The 22110-nt window shown below is 42.8% G+C and carries 18 protein-coding genes; 15 read left to right on the top strand and 3 right to left on the bottom strand.

Annotation, left to right across the window (positions count from 1 at the left end):
• Nucleotides 1–24: 24 nt before the first annotated feature.
• Nucleotides 25–1341: an MFS transporter gene (gene tcuC, locus I6L31_RS12375; protein ID WP_005001214.1), complete on the top strand. Its 1317-nt coding sequence runs from the start codon at nt 25–27 to the stop codon at nt 1339–1341.
• A gap of 66 nt (nt 1342–1407) precedes the next feature.
• Here tcuC and pap read toward each other — a convergent pair whose 3' ends face one another.
• Nucleotides 1408–2826, bottom strand: a complete 1419-nt coding sequence (gene pap, locus I6L31_RS12370) for a polyphosphate:AMP phosphotransferase (protein ID WP_005001213.1) — start codon at nt 2824–2826, stop codon at nt 1408–1410.
• Between the two features lie 203 nt (nt 2827–3029).
• Here pap and I6L31_RS12365 point away from each other — a divergent pair, with 203 nt between their 5' ends.
• From I6L31_RS12365 to I6L31_RS12300, 14 genes are all read left to right on the top strand, one after another.
• Nucleotides 3030–3734, top strand: a complete 705-nt coding sequence (locus I6L31_RS12365; protein ID WP_004994215.1) for an FFLEELY motif protein — start codon at nt 3030–3032, stop codon at nt 3732–3734.
• Between the two features lie 171 nt (nt 3735–3905).
• Nucleotides 3906–4850, top strand: coding sequence for a bifunctional demethylmenaquinone methyltransferase/2-methoxy-6-polyprenyl-1,4-benzoquinol methylase UbiE (ubiE, locus tag I6L31_RS12360; RefSeq protein WP_004994218.1), 945 nt, complete (start codon nt 3906–3908; stop codon nt 4848–4850).
• Between the two features lie 12 nt (nt 4851–4862).
• Complete coding sequence (locus tag I6L31_RS12355) at nt 4863–5531, top strand: ubiquinone biosynthesis accessory factor UbiJ (protein ID WP_005001211.1); 669 nt, start codon at nt 4863–4865, stop codon at nt 5529–5531.
• A 13-nt stretch (nt 5532–5544) separates the two neighbouring features.
• A complete protein-coding gene (locus tag I6L31_RS12350) occupies nt 5545–7164 on the top strand; it encodes an ABC1 kinase family protein (RefSeq protein ID WP_005001208.1) in 1620 nt (539 codons plus the stop codon).
• 65 nt (nt 7165–7229) lie between these two features.
• The gene (locus I6L31_RS12345; protein ID WP_005001207.1) at nt 7230–8519 is read left to right on the top strand and encodes an FAD-dependent oxidoreductase; all 1290 of its coding nucleotides are present in this window, start codon (nt 7230–7232) and stop codon (nt 8517–8519) included.
• Nucleotides 8520–8662: 143 nt separating this feature from the next.
• Nucleotides 8663–9436 carry a bifunctional phosphoribosyl-AMP cyclohydrolase/phosphoribosyl-ATP diphosphatase HisIE gene (gene hisIE / locus I6L31_RS12340; protein WP_005001205.1) on the top strand — a complete coding sequence of 258 codons (774 nt, stop codon included), beginning with the start codon at nt 8663–8665 and terminating at the stop codon, nt 9434–9436.
• Between the two features lie 9 nt (nt 9437–9445).
• On the top strand, nt 9446–10951 hold the full coding sequence (locus I6L31_RS12335; RefSeq protein WP_004991625.1) for a UvrD-helicase domain-containing protein: 1506 nt from the start codon (nt 9446–9448) through the stop codon (nt 10949–10951).
• Nucleotides 10952–10979: 28 nt separating this feature from the next.
• Entirely contained in the window at nt 10980–12350 is a 1371-nt protein-coding gene (locus tag I6L31_RS12330; RefSeq protein WP_005001202.1) for an AAA family ATPase, read from the top strand.
• Nucleotides 12351–12675: 325 nt separating this feature from the next.
• Nucleotides 12676–15525: a monovalent cation/H+ antiporter subunit A gene (locus I6L31_RS12325; protein WP_035271591.1), complete on the top strand. Its 2850-nt coding sequence runs from the start codon at nt 12676–12678 to the stop codon at nt 15523–15525.
• Nucleotides 15522–15890 (top strand): Na+/H+ antiporter subunit C, encoded by a 369-nt coding sequence (locus I6L31_RS12320; RefSeq protein WP_004991641.1) that lies wholly within the window; start codon nt 15522–15524, stop codon nt 15888–15890. Before I6L31_RS12325 ends, I6L31_RS12320 begins: the two co-directional genes overlap by 4 nt.
• Nucleotides 15890–17698, top strand: a complete 1809-nt coding sequence (locus I6L31_RS12315; protein WP_005001196.1) for a monovalent cation/H+ antiporter subunit D — start codon at nt 15890–15892, stop codon at nt 17696–17698. Before I6L31_RS12320 ends, I6L31_RS12315 begins: the two co-directional genes overlap by 1 nt.
• Before the next feature lie 3 nt (nt 17699–17701).
• Nucleotides 17702–18232 carry a Na+/H+ antiporter subunit E gene (locus I6L31_RS12310; protein ID WP_004991643.1) on the top strand — a complete coding sequence of 177 codons (531 nt, stop codon included), beginning with the start codon at nt 17702–17704 and terminating at the stop codon, nt 18230–18232.
• Complete coding sequence (locus I6L31_RS12305; RefSeq protein ID WP_004991646.1) at nt 18229–18504, top strand: monovalent cation/H+ antiporter subunit F; 276 nt, start codon at nt 18229–18231, stop codon at nt 18502–18504. Before I6L31_RS12310 ends, I6L31_RS12305 begins: the two co-directional genes overlap by 4 nt.
• Before the next feature lie 10 nt (nt 18505–18514).
• Nucleotides 18515–18925 carry a Na+/H+ antiporter subunit G gene (locus I6L31_RS12300; protein ID WP_004991649.1) on the top strand — a complete coding sequence of 137 codons (411 nt, stop codon included), beginning with the start codon at nt 18515–18517 and terminating at the stop codon, nt 18923–18925.
• A gap of 55 nt (nt 18926–18980) precedes the next feature.
• On the opposite strand, the gene I6L31_RS12295 is transcribed toward I6L31_RS12300, so the two are convergent.
• Together I6L31_RS12295 and infB are read right to left on the bottom strand one after the other, a co-directional pair.
• A complete protein-coding gene (locus I6L31_RS12295; RefSeq protein ID WP_004991652.1) occupies nt 18981–19388 on the bottom strand; it encodes a ribosome-binding factor A in 408 nt (135 codons plus the stop codon).
• Nucleotides 19388–22102 (bottom strand): translation initiation factor IF-2, encoded by a 2715-nt coding sequence (gene infB, locus I6L31_RS12290; protein WP_004994248.1) that lies wholly within the window; start codon nt 22100–22102, stop codon nt 19388–19390. Before infB ends, I6L31_RS12295 begins: the two co-directional genes overlap by 1 nt.
• Nucleotides 22103–22110: the final 8 nt, after the last annotated feature.

Below are 22110 nucleotides of genomic sequence, written 5' to 3'. Positions count from 1 at the left end.
TGACAAAAACTAGGGAGAGTCGTTGTGCAACATGGATCTTCTTCGCGCCTACGCGCCATTTTTAATGTAACCAGCGGTAATTTTCTCGAACAATACGATTTCTTTTTGTTTGGTTTATATGCTAAAGCCATTGGTGAGACTTTTTTCCATTCTGACAGTAGCTATGCCGCGTTGATGAAGACTTTCTTGATCTTCGCAGTGAGTTTTCTGATGCGCCCGATTGGTGCTTTAGTTTTAGGCCCTTATGTCGATCGGATTGGTCGTCGTAAAGGTTTGATGGTCACGTTAAGTATTATGGCGGTGGGTTCGCTTTTGATCGCGTTAACACCCGGCTATGCCACACTCGGGTTTGCCGCTACAGCATTGATTTTTATTGGTCGTTTGGCACAGGGCTTTTCAGCAGGTGTGGAGCTTGGCGGTGTTTCGGTCTATCTCTCTGAAATTGCAGAACCACATAACCGTGGTTTTATGACCAGTTGGCAATCTGCCAGCCAGCAAGTTGCGGTTATTTTTGCAGCAACATTGGGCTATATCGTGAGCCTCGCCTTTACCAAAGCGCAAGTGGATGCTTGGGCATGGCGCATTCCATTTTTTGTAGGTTGTGCCATCATTCCTTTTATTTTCTGGTTACGAAAATCGTTACAGGAAACCGAAGCTTTTGCATCACGCAAGGAACATCCAACCACTCGCCAAATTCTGTCTACATTGGCAGCCAACTGGAAAATCGTATTGATTGGAATGTCGATGGTCGCCACCACCACAACCATGTTCTATTTTATTACGGTTTACACCCCGACTTACGGTAAAGAAGTTTTGCATCTGACGACCGCAGAAAGTTTGATTGCAACGGTGATGGTCGGTGCGAGCAATTTTATTTTATTGCCAATTGGCGGTTATTTATCTGATAAATTTGGACGTAAACCGCTGTTGATTACGACCACCACCCTGATTTTTATCACGGCTTATCCACTCCTCAGTTGGTTAACGCAAAATATTAGTCTAAGCCATATGCTGATGGCATTGTTGTGGTTGTCGCTACTGTATAGTTTCTATAATGGTGCGCTGGTGGTGTCACTTACTGAAATGATGCCAAGCTCGGTACGTATTGCAGGGTTTTCGGTGGCTTATAGCTTGGCAACGTCTGTGTTTGGTGGCTTGACGCCGATGATTGCGACGTATCTGGTGGAACAAAGTGGCAGCAAAAGTATGCCTGCTTTTTGGCTGATGTTTGCTGCAATTGTGAGCCTGATTGCAACATTGATTGTGTTCCGTCAACGTCAGTCAAAAACGACTCAACCGCCAAAAATTAAGGCACAACTAGCATCCACTTCATCACATTAATTCACTGAAAACCTCTGACTTGAAAATCTCATTCAAGTCAGAGGCCAGATACAAAAACTGATTTCTTTAATCAGCCTGAAGTTGTTTTAAAATCGTTTTGAGTACCTGAATACGTGCCGTGTATTTATCGTCAGTTGCCACAATCGTCCACGGTGAAAATTCGGTACTGGTTCGCTCAAACATATCTGCGGCAGCATTTAAGTATTCATTCCACTTACTGCGATTGCGCCAGTCATCTTCGGTAATTTTAAAGCGTTTATGTGGTGTTTTTTCTCTGGCATGAAAACGTTGTTCTTGCTCATCTTTACTGATCGATAACCAGAATTTAATAATAACCGTTTGACTATCAATTAAATCTTTCTCAAAACGATTAATTTCATCATACGCACGTTGCCATTCTAACTCACTGGCAAAACCTTCTACACGTTCCACCAAAACCCGACCATACCAACTTCGGTCAAAAATACGAATATCACTACAATGATCCAGCTTTGTCCAAAAACGCCATAAATACGGATGACGCAACTCGTATTTTTCTGGCGCGCTAATGGTAAAAATATCGTACTCACGCGGATCAAGCCGTTTAATAATCCGCTTAATCGAGCCCCCCTTTCCTGTGGCATCCATCCCTTCAAAAACGATCACGACCTTACGCTCATCGTAACGCATTGCTTCAGCGACACGACGGCTCAGTTTTTTGAGTTTTTTCTTATATTTTGCCTTTTCCATCTTCTCTGTATCAGGATGCAGCAGTTCATGTGGAATTAAGGCCTGTGGCCAATGTTCCTGCCCCTGTGTGGGATGCTCAGGTAAATCCTTCATTGCCTGTAAAATCGACTGTGCAAAGCTTTGATCACGAACTTCTGGCTCTTCACCATCAATGATGATCCAATCTTCTGTAAAACGTTGTCGCAACTTTTGCAAATTGTCATATTGCTTTTTATTACGCCAATCCAGACCGTGCAATTTATGCCATTGACGCTCGGAAGCATCGATATGATCTAAACGTTTTTGGAGTGATTTCCACGACAAATCGAACCAGACTTTGATCACATCAACCTGATTATTTTTTAGATCTTGTTCAAAGGCTCGCATGTTTTCTGCGTAGGCATCAAACAGGGTTTCATCCAATGGTTTAGAGACATGCATCGCCGTGGTTAATAAATCGCTATACCAGTTACCAAACATCACCGCAATTTGACCTTCACGTGGAATAAAATTGACATAAGGCTGCCAAAATGCCTGATCATTTGACAACATATTCGGCGGATCTGCTTTGACTTTTAAATATCTTGGATCGACCCATTCTCTGAGTTGTTTAACGGACTCACCTTTTCCTGCCAGCTCTATTCCGCTGACCAGTACCAACACACTTTTAGCATTTTTTTGGCCCCAGCTATTTTTTAAAGTGTATTGAGCTTCGATCAGATCGATAGATAAACGATGTTCATCAATTAACTCACAATGTGCTTGTTGTTCACTCATGATCTATACATTTTTTTGCTTATTTTTTTGAGTATAACCAAATGTTCGGGCAGCTTGAGGCAAATGCATGTACTATTTATGTCAATTGATCATCTATTGAATCGGACTGACTTCGAATTCACTATTTTAATATGGAAACGTCATAGCGCTCTTGATTCAAGCCTTTTATGCTTTTGATAAACTGATTATTTTGAGTTATTTGAATGTCCAAACTTGCTCCTTTTGACAACTTACTTCAACAGTATAATGCCTTTGAATATCATCACGACCCTGTATTATTAAAGCGTTTAAATGATGCCCAGCACTGGCTTAAAGAGCGGATAAAACACACTCATCAAGCACATTTTGATCAGCCTAAAAATCAGTTAATGGCACAGTATTTTCTTAATCGTTTATATGGTGGCCCAGATTTTGATCCACTGGCGTTACAAATTGAACGTCTACTTAAATATGCCCACAAAGCAGAAAAACTGTTACCAGACAATGCCATAAAAACGGGAACTAAATCCGTCAGTTTAGCTGTACTCGCCATGCAACTGGATGAGCAAATTGCCATTCAATTACTTAAAGATTATCCAGCAGATGCACCAATCACAGACGAAATGATGCGCCAGACGTTGATCAAACTGGATCAAAAAGAGCAACGTTTGATCCAGCTACAACTTCTGGATGACTTGGGTGAGGCCCTCGATAAATACATGCGGTCACTGATGATGTATGCTGCTTTTAAAATGTGTAAAGGCGCAGCACATAAATATCAGTTTGACTTGATGTATGAGTTTATTCAGGAAGGTTTTGTTGCCATGAAACCGCTTAAATCTGCAGAACAATTTATTAAAACCTTTAGTGCAGTTGAACGTGATATTATCGAGAAAGTGCATTCGGATCATCCAGATCCTTTTCGCTAATTTCTGATCTGCATGCGCTGCTAAAAGAGGCATGAAATGCCTTATTTTTATCATTTTCGGTATAGTATTAATTACGATTGTATGATGATGACTGTAAAACCATACTAAACTCTGTCATCATGCAGATAGCCATAATCACTTTATAATGTGTTTAAATTTAGGAGCGACAAGATGTCTAACGAAAATCAAAAGCCCACTTTTTCAACTGAGCAGGCATCGCGTTCAGACAACAATAATCCTTTCCTAAATGAACCACTTCCGCAAGGTACGCCGCAAGGTCAGCAACAATCATTACAACAAGGTTTTACTGATTCGCAAAGCCATCATGTCCCGAAATACAACCTCCCGCGTGGTGCAGGACGGACAGGTAACGTCGGTGAAACTACCCACTTCGGCTATCAAACCGTAAGCTCAGAAGACAAAGCACAGAAAGTGGCAGAAGTGTTCCATTCGGTTGCCAGCAAATACGACATCATGAATGACCTGATGTCATTTGGTATCCATCGCCTCTGGAAACGTTTTGCCATCAATATGTCTGGCGTTCGTCGCGGTCAACAGGTATTAGATATTGCAGGCGGTACAGGTGATCTCGCCAAAGTCTTTAGTCGTGAAGTTGGCCCACAGGGTCATGTGGTGTTATCTGATATTAATGAATCGATGCTGAATGTGGGTCGTGACCGCTTACTCGATGCAGGTTGTACTAATGTCGATTTTGTACTGGCAAATGCTGAAACATTAGAACCTTTTGCAGATGAAAGTTTTGATCTGGTGACGATTAGTTTTGGGTTACGCAATGTCACGGATAAAGATGCCGCACTTGAAGCAATGTATCGCGTCCTAAAACCAGGCGGTCGATTACTGATCCTTGAATTTTCAAAACCTGTATTTGAACCTTTTTCAAAACTATACGATTTATATTCATTTACTGCATTGCCGATCATGGGCAAACTGGTAGCAAACGATTCGGAAAGCTATAAATATCTGGCTGAGTCCATTCGTATGCACCCTGACCAACGTACACTTAAAGGCATGATGGAAAAAGCGGGCTTCCAAAGCTGCGACTATCATAATTTAACAGGTGGTATCGTTGCGGTACATCGTGGTTTTAAACTTTAAAGGTCAATGATTATGTGGTCGATTCTTGCGCTCGGTGCAGTCGAACGCGGTATTCATCATTTTATTAATCTGGATGCCATTACCCGCATCCAGTTGAATCAACTACAGGGGCAATTGCTGCGAGTCGTGATCGATAGTCCGCAGCTTTCGGTTGATGTTTTTTTTGATGATAATAAAGTTCGCCTTGAGCCTACTGTGACGGGTCATAGCTCAGCACCATCTATATTTGAAACGCGTCCTTTTGATGAACAAGTCAGAATCAGCGAAGCCACCGCCACGCTACATGTTAAAAATGTGGTGGAATTACTCAAGCTTTTAGTCGGCGATGCTGATCAAATTGGGAATATCCCTCTGACAGGTGACTATCATCTGTTACAGGATATTCAACGCATTATGCAGCAAGCTGAACCAGATCTGGCAGCCCATTTAAGTCCGTGGATTGGTCCAACCTTGGCGCACGAATTGGCTAAAATCAGTCTGGTGCCGAAACAGATTAAACGGAGTCTGCAAAGTCATCTCTTTTTTGCAGAAGATGCCATTAAAGAAAACAGCGGTCTTTTTGCACCCCGTTGGCAAATGGATGATCTGAATCAGTCCACACGGCAGCTTAATCAGGAAATTGATCGCCTTGAAGCCAGACTGCAACAGCTTAACTCTCAATTTAATAGAACAAACGATTAGGTAATATCCCATTATGATTCCGCACGTTACACGGTTATTCGAACTTTGGCGCATTGCAGCACATTATCGACTTGACACCCTGTTCCCTGCGGAAGAATTCCCCCCAAAAGCTCGGCATGCTTTGGCTTTGATTCGCTTACACCCAGCTGCTTGGTCGAGTCGTGAACGAAAAAATCCGTTGAAGCTCAAACAAGCGCTTGAAGATATGGGGCCCTTGGCGATTAAATTAGGACAGTTATTGTCCACACGCCGTGACCTGATTCCACCTGAAGTCTTATCGCAACTGGTTTTATTGCAAGATCAGGTCAAACCTTTCGATGCACAAGTCGCCAAACAACGTATTCAGGAATCGTTAAAAGCTGATGTAAATACTTTATTTGCACGTTTTGATGAGCAACCTTTAGCTGCTGCTTCAATTGCCCAAGTCCATACCGCGGCTTTGCATGATGGTCGTGAAGTGGTGGTTAAAGTCACACGTCCTGATATTCGTGTACAAATTTTACAAGACTTTGAAATCATTACCTGGTTAGGTCAATGGTTAGAAAGTCGTTTAGAAGCCGCTCGTGCCTTACATTTGACTGAAATTATTCAGGATTATCGCCAGATCATTTTAAATGAACTAGATTTAACCATTGAGGCTGATAATACCCGTCGTATGCGCCATTATTTTACGGGTTCTAGCATGATGTATGTGCCAGAAGTCTATATGGACAGTAAAGATGTCATGGTCGCAGAGCGAATTACCGGTGTGCCTATTTCAGATACTGCCACTTTTGATCGTTTAGGCATGGATCGCGCTGAACTGGCAGAAAAAGGCTTGATTATCTTTTTTACCCAAGTCTTTCGTGATAATTTTTTCCATGCCGATATGCATCCCGGCAATGTCTTTGTCGAAACTATCAATCCTGTTTCACCGCGTTATATTGCACTGGACTGTGCGATTATGGGCGAACTCTCCAAACAGGATCAGATGACCGTTGCACGGATGTTGCTGGCGGTCATGAATAATAATTTCATGCAACTGATTCAGATTGTGCATCAGGCAGGATGGATTCCACCAGGAACCGATCAGGATGCATTGGCTCGAGAAATGCGTCGTACCGTTGGGCCAATGGTGTCAAAGCCGATGGATCAACTGGATTTCGCTGGGATTTTATTGCAGGTCATGGATATTGCCCGACGCTTTCGTTTGGAAATTCCACCACAATTGATGTTGCTCCTGAAAACACTGGTGCATGTCGAAGGATTGGGAACAGATCTTTACCCTCAATTAGATATTTGGAAACTGGCAAAGCCGATTTTGACCGAATGGGTCAAATCCAATATGAATCCTGTCAAAAACATGAAAGAAATTGGTCAGCAAATTCCAGATTTATTACTGGGTGCGCATGACTTACCGACTCTACTTATTGACAGTTTAAACGGTTTAAAAAATCAATCTGCATGGCATGATCGTCAAGTTCGGGAAATTCAACAACTACGTATGCAGATTCAGCAGCAACAGCAGCGTAGTTGGATATTTGGCAGTATCATATTGATATTACTAACTATCGCCATTATTTCACCGTGGTATATTTCCATTGTTCTGATTGCGATGACTGCGCTATTCGCGGTTTGGCGTATTATTAAATAACTGGTATTAAAGATGGGGAAGCTATATTTTTCCTCATCTATTTTCAAAATAAAAGATCGATAATAATGAAAAAAATCAAGAATATTGCCATTATTGGTGCAGGAACTGCAGGTCTGGCCACCGCGATTTTATTGGCTCGCCAAGACATTGATGTCACTTTATTTGAAAAAGTCGATTGCTTACAACCTGTGGGCGCAGGCTTGTTATTGCAACCTGCTGGATTGGCAGTTTTTGAGCATTTGGGAATTTTACCAGACACCTTAAAACTCGGAGCAATCGTCACAGGTCTGGAAGGTCGACTGGCTAATCAACGTTTGTTAGTAAATAGTCATTATCATGAAGTCGATCCACAACATTATGGTATCGGAATTCATCGCGCAACCTTGTGTCATTTACTGAGTTCAAAATTACAAGACTATGCAGCATCTGTAACATGGAAAATGGCACATGATATTCATCGCTTACAAGAACATCAGCAGGGCGTCACAATTTTCGGTCAGCATCTTGGACTACCCTTTGAGAGTAACTTCGATGCAGTCATCATTGCCAATGGTGCACGAAGTCAACTTCGCCCATCATCATGGGTAAAGGTCGATAAGGCTTATCCGTGGGGTGCGGTGTGGAGTATCGTTCCTGAATGCCAAACCTTAGATCCACAAATTTTGCATCAATTTTATGACCGTTCACAAATCATGATGGGCATATTGCCTACAGGCGCAATTCCACAAGCTCCGACTCAACGCCTTTCGAGCGTATTTTGGAGTTTGCCAGCTCAGCAATTACAACAGTTTTTAGATAATCCTCAAAAGCATGATTTTTTACTTCGTCAAATTTCATCTCGCTGGAAACCTATTGCTGACTGGCTTGAACAAGTCATGCAGAAACAAGACAGTTTACAATGGTTATCTGCTCAGTATCGCGATGTAGTGATGACAAAATTTGGAAAAGGTCGCATAGGTATTATTGGCGATGCAGCGCATGCGATGAGTCCCCAATTAGGGCAAGGTGCAAATATGGCTTTACTAGATGCTTGGGCATTAGGACAAGCCATGCAACAATTTCCAGATCAGCAAGTCGATTGGACCATGTTCTGGCAGCATTATCATCAGTTACGCTACGCTTCCACTCAATTTTATCAAATGTTAAGTCAGCTACTCACGCCCCTCTATCAATCTGATTCAACTTGGGCAGGTCCGTTCCGAGATGTGAGTTTTTATTGGATGTACCAAATTCCTTATTTACGCAAACAAATGGCACTCACTATTTCGGGCTTAAAAAGCTCTCCGCTACAGCATATGAATTATGCGGAAATTGCGCAATCGCAGTCTCAATCATCTATTTTAAGTCAAAACTAAATTTAGAACTGGTTAAGGCTCATTGCTGGCTATCACAAAAAAGATGAGTTTTTTTCCGAAATGCTGCATAGATGCCGTACACTATAGGGTGCGATGAATAACCGCAAATGAACTTATTTAATCCATAATTCTGGTGAATCTTTATGAACAACGTGCAATGGCTCGATGAAGTAAAATTTAACGAACAAGGTCTTATTCCAGCCATCGCACAGCATCATCTAACCGGCCGTATTTTGATGGTGGCTTGGATGAATCGTGAATCACTTGCTCTAACCGCAGAAAAACAACAAGCGGTTTATTTCTCACGTTCTCGTCAAAAACTCTGGCACAAAGGCGAAGAGTCAGGTCATTTTCAAACCGTGTATGAAATTCGTCTGGACTGTGATGGTGATGTGATCGTGTTGCAAGTGGAGCAGCATGGTGGAATCGCTTGTCATACAGGGCGCGAGTCTTGTTTTTATCGTAAGCTTACACCGCAAGGTTGGGAAATTGTCGATGCGCAACTGAAAGATCCGACAGCTATTTATGGCGCCTCTGCCAAAACTGAAGCGCATGATCACGGCACACGACAAGAACAGATCGATGTCTTGGCACATTTGGGACAGTTGATGCAACAACGCAAACAAGCGGATGCTGATAGTTCTTATGTTGCAAGTCTATATAAAAAGGGCTTGAATAAAATTTTGGAAAAAGTCGGCGAAGAAAGCGTTGAAACCATTATTGCCGCGAAAGATTATGCCGTTCAGCCGACACAGGAACATTTAAATGATCTGATTTATGAAACTGCCGATTTATGGTTCCATAGTATCGTCATGCTCGGTCATTTTGATCTCGATCCCAAACTGGTACTAGAGGAACTGGCACGTCGTCAGGGACTCTCAGGTCTGGTTGAAAAAGCCAATCGTACGCAAGGATAATTATTGACTGTGTCTAATTTTGAGAAACCCAAAGCGACGTATGAACAGGCAACAGCTATCGATAATGCGCGTCTGGGCGAATCTTTTAAAGTTATCGCGTATGCAGGCACAGGTAAGACCACCACATTACAATTGATTAGTGATGCCATGCCTCAGCGGCGTGGTATGTATCTGGCATTTAATAAAGCCATTGCCAGTGAAGCACAGCAGAAATTTCATCGTAACGTTGACTGTCGTACTTTTCACTCTTTAGCCTTTCGTAGTGTTCCACGTGGCGTCACCGATAAATTACGACTACCGCGATTAAGTCCAAGTTTTATGGCTAAAGATTATCGCTTGGAACCTGTGACCCTGCGCCGTATGATGGGTGGACGTTATGAAAAATATGTATTGATGCCCAGCCGTCTGGCCAGCTTGGTCGCCAATGCGGTCAGTTATTTTTGCTCAACCAGTTCGCAATACCCCGCGCCGCGTCATATTCAAGCGCCCAGTTGGCTACATCCTGATGATATTGAAAGCCTGCAAAAACATCTCTATCCCGCAGTGGAACGACGTTGGCTAGAATCGATTGATCAAAATCATCAGGCAGGAATTGGGCATGATATTTACCTGAAACTGTGGGCACTCTCTGAACCGAATATTCCAGCGGATTATGTATTGTTTGATGAAGCACAAGATGCCGATCCATTGATGCTTGGGATACTGCTTAGACAACGTAGTACACAAGTGATTTATGTCGGTGATGCACATCAGCAAATTTATGCTTGGCGCGGTGCAGTTAATGCCATGCAGCAATTACCACTGCCCGAATCACGCTTGACCACCTCATTTCGTTTTGGTGAACAAATCGCTGATGTCGCCAACTATTTATTAAGTGGTTTGGATGAAACAGTTCCCTTGTTAGGCAATCCAAATCTCAACTCAAAAGTCGTCAACAAACCCCATACCAAACAACGTGATGCCATTCTTTGTCGTACTAATGCCCGTGCAATGGAACTACTACTGGCAGGTCTGGTACATGGCGATAAAGTCAGTTTGCAAGCCGATCATAATAAACTCAATCGTTTTGTCGATGCTGCAAGTCTATTAAAACAAGGCAAACGCGTAACCGATGTGCCAGAACTAGCTTGGTTTAATTCATGGCATGATGTGCATGAATATTGTGAAACCAACGATGGTAGTGATATTAAACCACTGGTGAAACTGGTCGATGATCATGGTACGGATCCTTTAAAACGTGCATTGGCAAAAATCACGCCTATTGAACAAGCGGATTATGTGATTTCCACTGCGCATAAAGCCAAAGGTCTGGAATGGGATCGGGTGCATCTGGAAGATGATTATCAATTTAAAATCAATGGATTGGAACATAAAATCAGTGATGAAGAACTGAGACTGCTTTACGTAGCCTGTACACGTGCTAAAGTAAGTTTAAATATTCATCATATTTATGACCTTGTTCAGCAGCTCAAACTGCAAGCACCGCAAAGTTTACGCAAATCCGTAGCGGTCTAAAACATCGCGTTCCAACTCTGGTGGGCATATGAAACTTGAATCTATTCGTCTTAAACATACAGGCTTGTTTAGTAATTTACAGGTTCAATTTCTTTATCCACACAAACCCATCACCCTCATTTTAGGTGAACAGGCGACAGGTAAAACCACGCTACTAAAACACATTTACCAAGCCTTGAGCTGGTTTCCAGCACGATTAAAAGATAGTCGTACGGCGGGTGTGGTCATGCTAGATCAGGATATTTTAAATTCAAGAATCCAATCCAGAATAGAGCTGAGTGTTAAAATTCCAACCGAAATCGGACAACTTCCAGAAGGCAGTCAATCTCAGGAAAGTGATGCCTCAATCTGTACATGGAAACTTTATAAAACCCTGAATAGTCAGGGAATTGGTATCAGTCAGGCAGAAACACAACAACTGGAAGAATTAACGGCTCTATATCAAAAAGCCATTAAACAGGATCCTTTACAAGGTCTACCGTGTATTGCCTACTATCCATCTGACCGATTTATCAATGAAATCAATTTACTCAGTAAAAATATTCCTGCGGTATTTCAGGCCTCTTCCGCCTATGATGTCGCGGCCATTCCATTTACCACTTTTGCCCGTTTCTTTGAGTGGTTCCGCGAAATCAGTGATATCGAAAATGCTCAAAGTGCGCAGTTGCTACAGCATATTTTAGGTAAATTTAATGCGCAGAGTTTGCAACATCTAGAACAGGAAATTTTTCAGACACATGCGCAACTCAACTCTCCCAATTTGCAGGCATTAAAAAGCAGTCTAAATACTGTTTTCCCTGATATTACCGATATTTATCTACAATATCAGCCGAAACTTCAGCTGATGCTCAGCTATCAAGGACAAAATCTAAGCTATCAACAACTTTCCAACTCCATGAAAACATGGATTGCATTGGTAGGAGATATTGTACGTCGCTTATGCTTGCTGAATCCTTTAAGTCTTTATCCCTGTCTTGAAGGTGAAGGAATTGTACTGATTGATCAGATTGATACCCAACTCGATCAAACTTTATGTCGTGAGATCCTGCCGCGTTTACATCAGGCTTTTCCACGTTTACAACTGATCGTGACTGGAAATCGTGAAGAATTGCTTGAACATGCATTTGATTATCAATGTCTGCGTTTGTCCAATAAGCAAATTTCACCCTTAGTGCTCGAAAATACCCATGATCTCTATGACCATGTTTACCAAAATTTATTTAATCATTCTTCAGAACCTGATTTGAATGATCTAAGTCCGACACTTGCCAATGAACCCGATGTAGATCAGCTGCTTGAATTATTAGCGCATTTAACTGATGCACAAAAACAAGAGATTCTGCAATATTTGCAATCAGATACCAAGCATTTAAATGAATCAAGATTGTCCGAAAAATAAAGGATTTCATAATTTAGGCATCAAATCATTTTTCATGTTATTATTGAAAATAACTATCAATACACTTGAGAGCGCGTGTTCTGACCACATCTTTAAGTGATTGATATTTTGTTATTTTAGTGTAAAAACAGTAAACAGATGCAGGGTTAGCGCTGTATACTTTTTCACACGTATTTTTTGTTTCTTGCAAGTCGCGCAATACAACTTGTTTTTTCTTTTTACCTACATTTATGGTTTTCAGGTGTCAAACTTTTGGAATTCTCCTTGATTTCCTTTACATCCTGAAAAATAAGATTCACGCTTAGGTTCCGACCTAAATCACCACATGGATACGAGTGTGCTACCGATTATTATCTTGTTACCGTTAATATTAGGCACCACCCTTGTTGCATTGCTACAGCGTTTTTCGCGGGAAGCAACGGCTTTAGGGGCAATTGCAGTCAGCTTGACCTGTTTTGGGTTATTGCTGACTGAGGCAAAACAGATTTTTGCTGGTGCAGCCATTTTACAAAGCTGGGACTGGTTACCACAGCTTGGACTGAATTTAAGTTTTCGTCTGGACGCACTTGGACTCTTGTTTAGCCTACTGATTACAGGTATTGGCACCCTCATTTATATTTATGCTTATTATTATTTAAGCCCTCGTAACTCACTTGCCAAGCTCTATATGCTGCTCATGGTTTTCATGACAGCCATGCTCGGAATTTCACTCTCCAATAATTTAATCTTGCTCTTGGTGTTTTGGGAATTAACCAGTATTTCATCTTTTTTACTGGTGGGCTATTGGAGCCATTATGAGGCCGCACAACGTGGTTCTCGAATGGCACTGACCATTACAGGCATGGGCGGTCTAGCCATGCTTGGGGGTTTTATTTTGATTGGGCAAATTACTGGAACATATCAGATTGATCAACTGGTCAATATGAAAGAGATGATCCAGTCTCATGCCTTATTTGTTCCTGCACTACTTTTAATTTTACTGGGTGCATTTACCAAAAGTGCACAGTTTCCTTTTCATTTTTGGCTTCCCAATGCCATGGCAGCACCAACACCTGTATCGGCTTATTTGCATTCCGCCACCATGGTCAAAGCAGGGATTTTTTTACTCGCTCGTCTTGCTCCGATTTTTATAGGTGCCGCGCTTTATCACAATATTGTCACTTTTGTCGGTTTATTTACGCTTTGTATGGCGGCTTTTTTCGCCATTTTCAAAGAAGACCTCAAAGGCTTATTGGCGTATTCGACCATTAGCCATCTTGGTTTAATTGTATGCCTATTGGGGATTGGCTCTCCCCTTGCTGTTGCCGCAGCCATTTTTCATATTATTAACCATGCCACATTTAAAGCGGCGCTGTTTATGATTGCAGGCATTGTTGATCATGAAACAGGAACTCGAGATTTACGCAAACTCAGTGGCATTTGGCAACTGCTGCCTTTTACTGCCACCCTGACCATGATTACGGCGGCATCGATGGCGGGTGTTCCGCTGACCAATGGCTTTATTTCCAAAGAAATGTTCTTTACAGAATTGGTTTCAAGCCTGAATGGTAGTGCGTTAATTTTCTCGACGATTGTGGCCACACTGGCAGGAATTTTCGCAGTGAGTTATTCACTGCGGATGCTGCATGGTGTATTTTTCGATGGTCCCGTCGGTGAGAAAGTTCCCAACAAGGATGCGCACGAACCCGCTTGGGGAATGCGTCTTCCTGCAACTTTACTCGCCATACTTTGTATTTTAGTGGGCATTATTCCTGCCTTACTGGTTGAAAATATAGTCAATGGTGCAACCCGTGCCAGTCTCGCCATGCCTGAGTTTGCAGGCGTACATCTGGCGATTTGGCATGGTTTCAATTTACCTCTCATCATGAGTCTGATTGCCTTAATCGGTGGCACAGTTTTCTATTTCGCTCTCGCGAAAGATGGACGTATTCGCCATATCGATCTTGACCCTTATTTGGGGAATTTTCAGGGCAGAATTTTATTTGATAAATTTTTAAAATATTTGTTGTTAGGCAGCCGTAAAATTAAACGCAGTACTGAAACAGGTTCTTTACAACTTTATTTATTCTTAATCGTACTGTTCAGCATCGCTATAGTCTCAATTCCTTTATTTAATCAAGGTTTGAGTACAGGATCACGTGAACTGACTCATGCGCCGATGATCGCCATTGTGTTATGGCTGATTTTATTCTCAGCCTGCTGGATGATGCTCTGGTTTCACCATGAGCGAATTAAAGCCGTGTTAATCAGCGGTGCGATTGGTTTAGTCGTGACCATGATCTTTATTGGATTCTCTGCACCTGATTTGGCGCTGACGCAAATTACCGTCGATGTTGTGACCACTGTTTTATTGCTCATGAGTTTATCTTTACTGCCACAACTCACCCCTTATGAATCCAGACGCTCCAGACGTTGGCGTGATGCGATGATTGCCATTATCGGTGGTTTGGGTATTGGCTGGATTGCATGGTTAATATTGACTCGTGATCACAACTCTTTGTCATGGTTCTTTATGCAGCAATCGCTACCTTTAGGCGGCGGCTCCAATGTAGTGAATGTGATTCTGGTCGATTTTCGTGGTTTTGATACCTTTGGGGAAATTACCGTTTTGGGAATTGCGGCTATTGGTGCGCTGTGTCTCATGGATGGTATGCGGATTCATGGTACCAGTGTGACGCAAGGTCTCACCTATCGTTTTAATCCATCACCCTTAATGTTACGAACCACAGCCTCATGGGTGTTGCCAATTGCCTTAGTAGTCAGTCTGTATATTTTCTTGCGCGGACATAATTATCCGGGTGGTGGCTTTATCGCTGGTCTAGTAACCTCGATGGCACTGATTATTCAATATATTGCACAAGGTCAAGATCAAGCTGAACAGATGCTAAAAGCCAAGTCTGGACGTTTGTATGAACTTTGGATCGGAATTGGTTTGCTCATTGCTGGTCTTTCAGGCATGGCTGCATGGTATTGGTCACGTCCTTTCTTAACCAGTGCACACATCTATGTCGATATTCCAGTGATAGGAAAAGCACACCTTGCCTCAGCGGCACTGTTTGATGTCGGGGTCTATGTCACAGTGGTGGGTGCAACCATGTTGTTAATTTCGGTACTTGGTGATTCACGTCATTCATCCATGTCTGGCCCTGTTCCACGTGAAGGAGATACGTCATGATTAGTCTGGAGTTCCTACTTGCTTCCGCGATTGGCCTACTTGTCGCGTCGGGGATCTATTTAATTTTACGTGCCAGAACTTTTCCTGTGGTACTCGGGCTTGCCATGATTGGCTATGCAGTCAATCTGTTTTTATTTGCAATGGGACGTATTCAGATGAATGCACCTGCGATTTTGACCGAAACGGTTAAAACGACCGATCCTTTGCCACAAGCTTTAGTCTTAACAGCGATTGTCATTGGTTTCGCCACAACAGCATTTATCGTACAGCTTGCAATTCGTAGTCGTTATGAATCAGGTACAGATCATGTGGATTCCAAAGAAGACCCAGCCCTAAACTATGACCCGCGTGAGGATGAACCTTGATGATTGACTTTATCAATTTCTGGAACATGCACGCACCTATTTTTAGTATTCTGATTCCTGCGTTTACTGCTTTTATTCTCATCATTTTAGGCAATCCCGGTTATGGTGCTTTAGAAACTGATCGTCGACAACCGTGGCGCAGAGCCATCAGTCTCATTTCTGTTTTAATGGGTCTTGCCACCGCAATCAGTTATTTTTTTATTGCCCATACCGGTCAAATTACGGTTTATCAACTGGGTGAATGGTCTGCGCCATTTGGCATTGTATTAGTACTCGATCAACTTTCTGCTTTTATGTTGCTCTTAACCTATGTACTGGCCGTTCCTGTACTCTGGTTTGCGAGCAAGGAATGGGATACCCGCGGCCGTTATTTCCATGCCATGTTTCATTTTCTACTCATGGGAATTTGCGGTGCCTTTTTAACTGGTGATTTATTTAACCTATTTGTATTCTTTGAAGTGTTATTGATGGCTTCCTATGTGTTGCTACTACATACACAAGGCAAAGCGCGTTTTCAGTTAGGCATTCATTACGTCACCATCAATTTACTGGCTTCAGCGATTTTTTTGATCGGTCTGGGTATGATTTATGGCAGTGTGGGTAGCCTCAACATGGCTGATGTATCACGCCTATTGCCGACACTTGAGCCTGACCAACACAAACTCGCGATTGCGGGCGGGATGTTGTTATTTGTCGTCTTCGGCATCAAAGCTGCAATCTTGCCTGTGGGTTTATGGTTACCCAAAACCTATGCTGTTGCCACAACACCTGTTGCTGCTATTTTTACCATCATGACCAAAGTCGGTATTTACGCGATCTTAAGGGTAAATGGCACTGTCTTTGATGATGTATTGGCGCAGAATATTTTAAAACATTGGCTGTTGATCATTGGTTTAGTCACTTCGTTATATGGTGTAATTGGGGCAATTGGAGCAGACCGTTTACGCCGCTTCGTCGGTTTTATGGTGCTGTCATCCATCGGGACAATCATCATTGCAATTTCCATGTTCAATACGCAAGCATGGGCAGCCGCATTATATTATTTGGTCCATAGCACCCTGATAGCCGCTGCGTTTTATCTACTCTGTGGCTGGATCACCTCACAACGTGGCAGTTTCAAGGATCATCTCAAAGTTGCGCCAAGAATGAAACAGGGCAAAACTGTAGCGATGGTTTATTTTATTATTGCCATGATGATGGCAGGTTTACCTCCCTTTAGTGGTTTTCTCGGTAAAGTTTTTATTTTACAAGCGACCCATGATCAATCTTATCAGGCATGGATGATTGCGATTATTCTGATTGTCAGTTTGCTAAGTATTATCGCCTTAACCCGCGTTGGATTTGTTTTATTCTGGCGCTCAACTGCACCAGAGGAAAATGAGAAAGAACCTGCTTTTATTGCCTATCAAAAGTTACCTGATCATGCCCCTGCCCGTAATGATTTGACTATTTATGCACTTCTAACAGGCTTAATAATTTATGTTATTTGTGCACCTTCGATCTATTCTTATAGCTTAAGTACAGCCGCACAAATTCAGGATCATGCCCTTTATACAAATTCTATTTTGAGCAAAGATCGTTTTGGTCAGGTGATTAGTGTGCAACCTTATGATCCAAGCTATGTGCCTGAAACCAAATACGGCGGTGAAACGATTGATCCATACGCGCATTATATCCCTGATGTCATTTCGGATGATACGCTTGAGGGCGAACATATTTCAGAGTACAAAAAACGTCAAATTGAGCAGGAACAACAGGATCAAGACATCGTGCCCAATGAAAGCGAACTCAAACCGATGGAGCCTTAAAAAATGAAAAAAAAGAGCGCTTTACTGGAACGCTGGTTTCCTCATCCATTGGTTTCAGTCATTGTGGGTTTGAGCTGGATCATGCTGGCACATAGCGTTTCAGCTGACAACATTCTGATTGCTGTTATTCTGGCAATTCTGATTCCTCGTTTGGTACAACCCTTTATTACCCGTACCCCGCACATTCACTGGAGACAGGCGATTCATCTGTTTTTTGTGGTGCTTTGGGATATTGTTGTTTCCAATATTCGTGTCGCCAAATTGGTCCTCGGGCCTACAGATCGGTTACACCCTAAATGGTATCGTGTACCGTTGGAAACGCAACATGAACAGGTCAATAGTATCTTGGCGATGATTATTACCACCACACCCGGTACAGTGTCTGCGGGCATCGATCAGGAACGTGGCGATATTTTGGTTCATTCACTCAGTACTGACAATGAAGAAATGGATATTCAGGACATCAAATCACGCTATGAAGCGCCATTGATGGCTATTTTTGATGTAAAAGCTGATAAAGGAGGAGAAGCATGATCATCTTACCTTACGCTTTGGGCATTTGTATGGTCGCCATTACCATTTCAATGTTTCTCTGTCTGATTCGGCTTGTAATCGGTCCATCAATTGTAGATCGATTGCTGGCCTTAGATACTCTATTTCTCAATGCGACCTGTTTGGTCGTAGTTTTGGGGATTTACTGGACCAGTACCAATTTATTTGAAGGAGCGCTTTTGATCGCCATGCTCGGTTTTGTATCTACCGCAGCGTTAGCACGTTATTTCACTACGGGTCATGTGATCGATTAAGGAGACGCTCATGCAATTGATTATGGAAATTCTAGTTTCATTCTTTCTGTTGGTCGGCGCATTCTTCATGTTAGTCGGTGGCATCGGCATGATTCGACTTCCAGACTTATTTATGCGCCTACATGCGCCGACGAAATCCAGTACACTCGGTTTGGGTAGCTTCTTGTTGGCCTCTATTATTTATTCAGCATTTCATGGGCGGTTTGGTTTTTCAGAGTTGTTAATTACCTTGCTGGCGTTTATCACTGCACCAGTTTCGGCAAATTTGATGGCACAAGCCGCATTGCATTTACGTTTACGTTCCATGAGTGGTGAAGTCCCTGAAGCCCTCAATCGCCCTTTACCGTGGGATCGTTATTCCTTTTTAAATCGTAGAAGAAATAGCACACTGGATTCTCATTCAGAGCCACCGAAAGAGTGAAATTTAATATCATAAAAAATGCCACCCGAAGGTGGCATTTTTTATGTATTCAGATTTACTGCTCTGAATCATCTTCTTTTTTATGCTCAGGCAAGTCCTGTACTGCTTTTTCAATCAGACCAAACATATAGTTGCCATAGGCATTGGTCTTGTCATAATGAAAACGCAAACGCGGTGTAATACGCGTTTTAATACGACGACTTAACTCCTGACGCAAAAATCCAGACGCTTTATTTAAAATATCTAGCGTTTCCTGATGAGCGATTTCATTTTGGTCATCTGCCAGTTCACGTCCCATCACAGTGACATAAACATCTGCGTATCCCAAATCTGGACTCACCTTAACGCCTGAGATGGTCACCAGACCACCCAGACGCGGATCTTTCAACTCTTGACGGATTAACTCTGACAACTCACGTTGTACCGAATCCGCCATGCGTTTCAAGCGTTGTCCACCCGCCATTAAAGACTCCGTTTCACCATTTGAACATCATACACTTCGATCTTATCGAGTGGTTTGATGTCATTATAACCTTTAACCGCAAGACCACATTCCATGCCTGCGCGAACTTCATCTACTACATCTTTATAGCGACGTAACGATTCAAGCTCACCCTGGAAGACCACCACGTCATCACGAAGGACGCGAATTGGTTTGTTACGGTGAATCACACCTTCCATCACCATACAGCCCGCAGCAGCACCGAACTTACTTGAACGGAACACTTCACGAACTTGAGCCACACCCAGAATCGTTTCACGATGTTCAGGCGCAAGCTTACCGCTCATGGCATTCTTCACATCATCAATCAATTCATAAATGATGCTGTAGTAACGAATGTCGATACCATCCTGATCGCTCTTCTGACGCGCAGTCGTATCAGCACGGACGTTAAATCCGAGTAATACCGCTTCTGATGATTCAGCCAGTGTGACATCAGATTCAGTAATTGCACCGACACCTGAACTAATCACACGTACTTTCACTTCTTCAGTTGAAAGCTCATCCAAAGCAACCGTCAAGGCTTCTAACGTACCGCGAACATCTGCTTTTAAGATGACATTGACTGCTGGTACATCTTTTTTGCCCATAGAGGCCATGATATTTTCAAGACGCATCGCACTTTGACGATCAATCCGTTTTTGACGCTCACGGTCGGCACGAGCATCTGCTACTTCACGTGCTTTTTTCTCGTCATTGACAACAAGAACTTCGTCACCTGCCATTGGCGCATCAGGTAAACCTAAAATTTCGACTGGAATGGATGGCCCTGCCGATTTAATTGGTTGACCATTTTCATCCGACATGGCACGTACACGACCATAAGATGAACCTGCAAGAACAAGATCACCAATATTCAATGTACCGTTTTGTACCAGAATCGAAGTCACTGCACCGCGACCTTTGTCAACACGCGCTTCGATCACGACACCCTGAGCAGCACCTTCGCTTGATGCTTTCAGTTCCATCAATTCAGCTTGAATCAAGATTAAGTCAAGTAATTCATCGATGCCTTGACCCGAGTGTGCCGAAACCATCGCGACTGGAACATCACCGCCCCATTGTTCAGGTACGATCTGCTTAGTGGTTAATTCATTCAATACGCGATCTGGGTCAGCCGATTCTTTATCCATCTTGTTAATGGCAACAATAATCGGTGTCCCCGCAGCGCGTGCATGGTCAATGGCTTCTGCTGTTTGTGGCATCACACCATCATCCGCCGCAACCACCAATACCACGATATCCGTTGCTTTAGCACCACGTGAACGCATCGCAGTAAATGCTGCGTGTCCTGGTGTATCAAGGAAAGTAATAATTCCTTTATCGGTCTCAACGTGATATGCACCAATATGCTGAGTAATACCACCTGCTTCGCCTGCTGCTACTTTAGAGCGACGGATACGATCCAGTAACGACGTCTTACCGTGGTCAACGTGACCCATGATTGTGACGACTGGAGGACGAGTAGTTTGCTCACCACGTGCTTCTTCAGCAGCGACAAGTAAGTTATCTTCGGCTTGTGTATCAGAAACCAAAACAGGGTTATGTCCCATTTCCTCGACCACGAGTACCGCAGTATCTTGATCAATCGCTTGGTTTTGAGTCACAAGCTCACCCATTTTCATGAGCGTCTTAATCACTTCGCGAACTTTAATCGCCATCTTTTGTGCTAAATCAGCAACAACGATTTTTTCACCAATCTCAACGTCATAAATTTGCTTTTTAACAGGTTTTTCAAAACCGTGTTTATTCGCCTGACTGGTTTTTAAGCCGCGTTTATGATGGCTTTTACTAAAACTTTGTTCCGCTTGTGCATCACCACCACGACCGCCTTTTTTACCCGCACGTGGATTTGCAGTAGCACCACCACGTTTGATTTCACGGTCTTCTTTATTGAAAGAATCTTCATAAGCCTGACCGACAAGTCCAGCAGCCAAAGGTGAATCATCAATCACACGAATGGTCGTCGTTGCATCATCATTTGAATATTTCGATGCCATTTGACGCATTTGCTCAAGTGTACGCTGTTGCGCTTCTTCAGCTGCTTTACGACGAACTGCTTCTTCCGTTGCTTTCAACTTCGCAGACTCAGCTTCACGCGCTTTTTTCTGTTCAGGCGTTTCTGTTGGTTTTACAACAATCGGCTTAATCGGCTTATTGGTTGAACGACGCTTCACCACAACTTCTGTGGTCGAAGTTTCCGCTTTTACTGTTTCTTTTTTCTGAGCAGCGCGCATTGCATCCAATGTGGCTTGTGCTTTGTTTTCAGCTTTTACTTGAGGCTGCTGCGCAGTTTGCTGGCTTACTTTTTCATCAGTACGCACTTTCGCTTCCGCATCAACACGCGCTTTCGCTTCTGCTGCAATCTGTTCAGGGTTAGGCTTGGTAAACGTATGTTTCTTACGAACTTCTACATTAATCGTTTTTGCCTTACCTGAAGTACTCGCGACTTTCGCTGTACTGGTTGTTTTACGTTTCAACGTGATTTTTCCTGCGCCACTGGCATCCTGACCGTGTACCTTTTTCAAATGGTTCACAAGCGTATCTTGTTGCTCAGTGGTAATAGTGTCATTTGCGTTACGCTGTGGTAGACCTGCTTCACGAACCTGTTCTAGAAGCTTGTCGACAGGACGACCAACTGTTTGAGCCAAGTCTTGAATCGTTTTGTCTGTCATACGCTACT

It is taken from the genome of Acinetobacter septicus (assembly GCF_019355975.1).
GTDB lineage: Bacteria > Pseudomonadota > Gammaproteobacteria > Pseudomonadales > Moraxellaceae > Acinetobacter > Acinetobacter ursingii.
The sequence above is the reverse complement of the archived record's forward strand: the minus strand, read 5'-3'. Positions and strand labels throughout refer to the sequence as shown.

Excerpts from the sequence above, each read along its gene's own strand:
- hisIE (WP_005001205.1), top strand. The coding sequence starts at position 8,663 with ATGAACAACGTGCAATGGCTCGATGAAGTAAAATTTAACGAACAAGGT.
- I6L31_RS12325 (WP_035271591.1), top strand. The coding sequence starts at position 12,676 with ATGGATACGAGTGTGCTACCGATTATTATCTTGTTACCGTTAATATTA.
- infB (WP_004994248.1), bottom strand. The coding sequence starts at position 22,102 with ATGACAGACAAAACGATTCAAGACTTGGCTCAAACAGTTGGTCGTCCT.
- I6L31_RS12320 (WP_004991641.1), top strand. The coding sequence starts at position 15,522 with ATGATTAGTCTGGAGTTCCTACTTGCTTCCGCGATTGGCCTACTTGTC.
- I6L31_RS12295 (WP_004991652.1), bottom strand. The coding sequence starts at position 19,388 with ATGGCGGGTGGACAACGCTTGAAACGCATGGCGGATTCGGTACAACGT.
- I6L31_RS12305 (WP_004991646.1), top strand. The coding sequence starts at position 18,229 with ATGATCATCTTACCTTACGCTTTGGGCATTTGTATGGTCGCCATTACC.
- I6L31_RS12345 (WP_005001207.1), top strand. The coding sequence starts at position 7,230 with ATGAAAAAAATCAAGAATATTGCCATTATTGGTGCAGGAACTGCAGGT.
- I6L31_RS12310 (WP_004991643.1), top strand. The coding sequence starts at position 17,702 with ATGAAAAAAAAGAGCGCTTTACTGGAACGCTGGTTTCCTCATCCATTG.
- I6L31_RS12315 (WP_005001196.1), top strand. The coding sequence starts at position 15,890 with ATGATTGACTTTATCAATTTCTGGAACATGCACGCACCTATTTTTAGT.
- I6L31_RS12350 (WP_005001208.1), top strand. The coding sequence starts at position 5,545 with ATGATTCCGCACGTTACACGGTTATTCGAACTTTGGCGCATTGCAGCA.
- I6L31_RS12355 (WP_005001211.1), top strand. The coding sequence starts at position 4,863 with ATGTGGTCGATTCTTGCGCTCGGTGCAGTCGAACGCGGTATTCATCAT.
- pap (WP_005001213.1), bottom strand. The coding sequence starts at position 2,826 with ATGAGTGAACAACAAGCACATTGTGAGTTAATTGATGAACATCGTTTA.
- I6L31_RS12365 (WP_004994215.1), top strand. The coding sequence starts at position 3,030 with ATGTCCAAACTTGCTCCTTTTGACAACTTACTTCAACAGTATAATGCC.
- ubiE (WP_004994218.1), top strand. The coding sequence starts at position 3,906 with ATGTCTAACGAAAATCAAAAGCCCACTTTTTCAACTGAGCAGGCATCG.
- I6L31_RS12330 (WP_005001202.1), top strand. The coding sequence starts at position 10,980 with ATGAAACTTGAATCTATTCGTCTTAAACATACAGGCTTGTTTAGTAAT.
- I6L31_RS12300 (WP_004991649.1), top strand. The coding sequence starts at position 18,515 with ATGCAATTGATTATGGAAATTCTAGTTTCATTCTTTCTGTTGGTCGGC.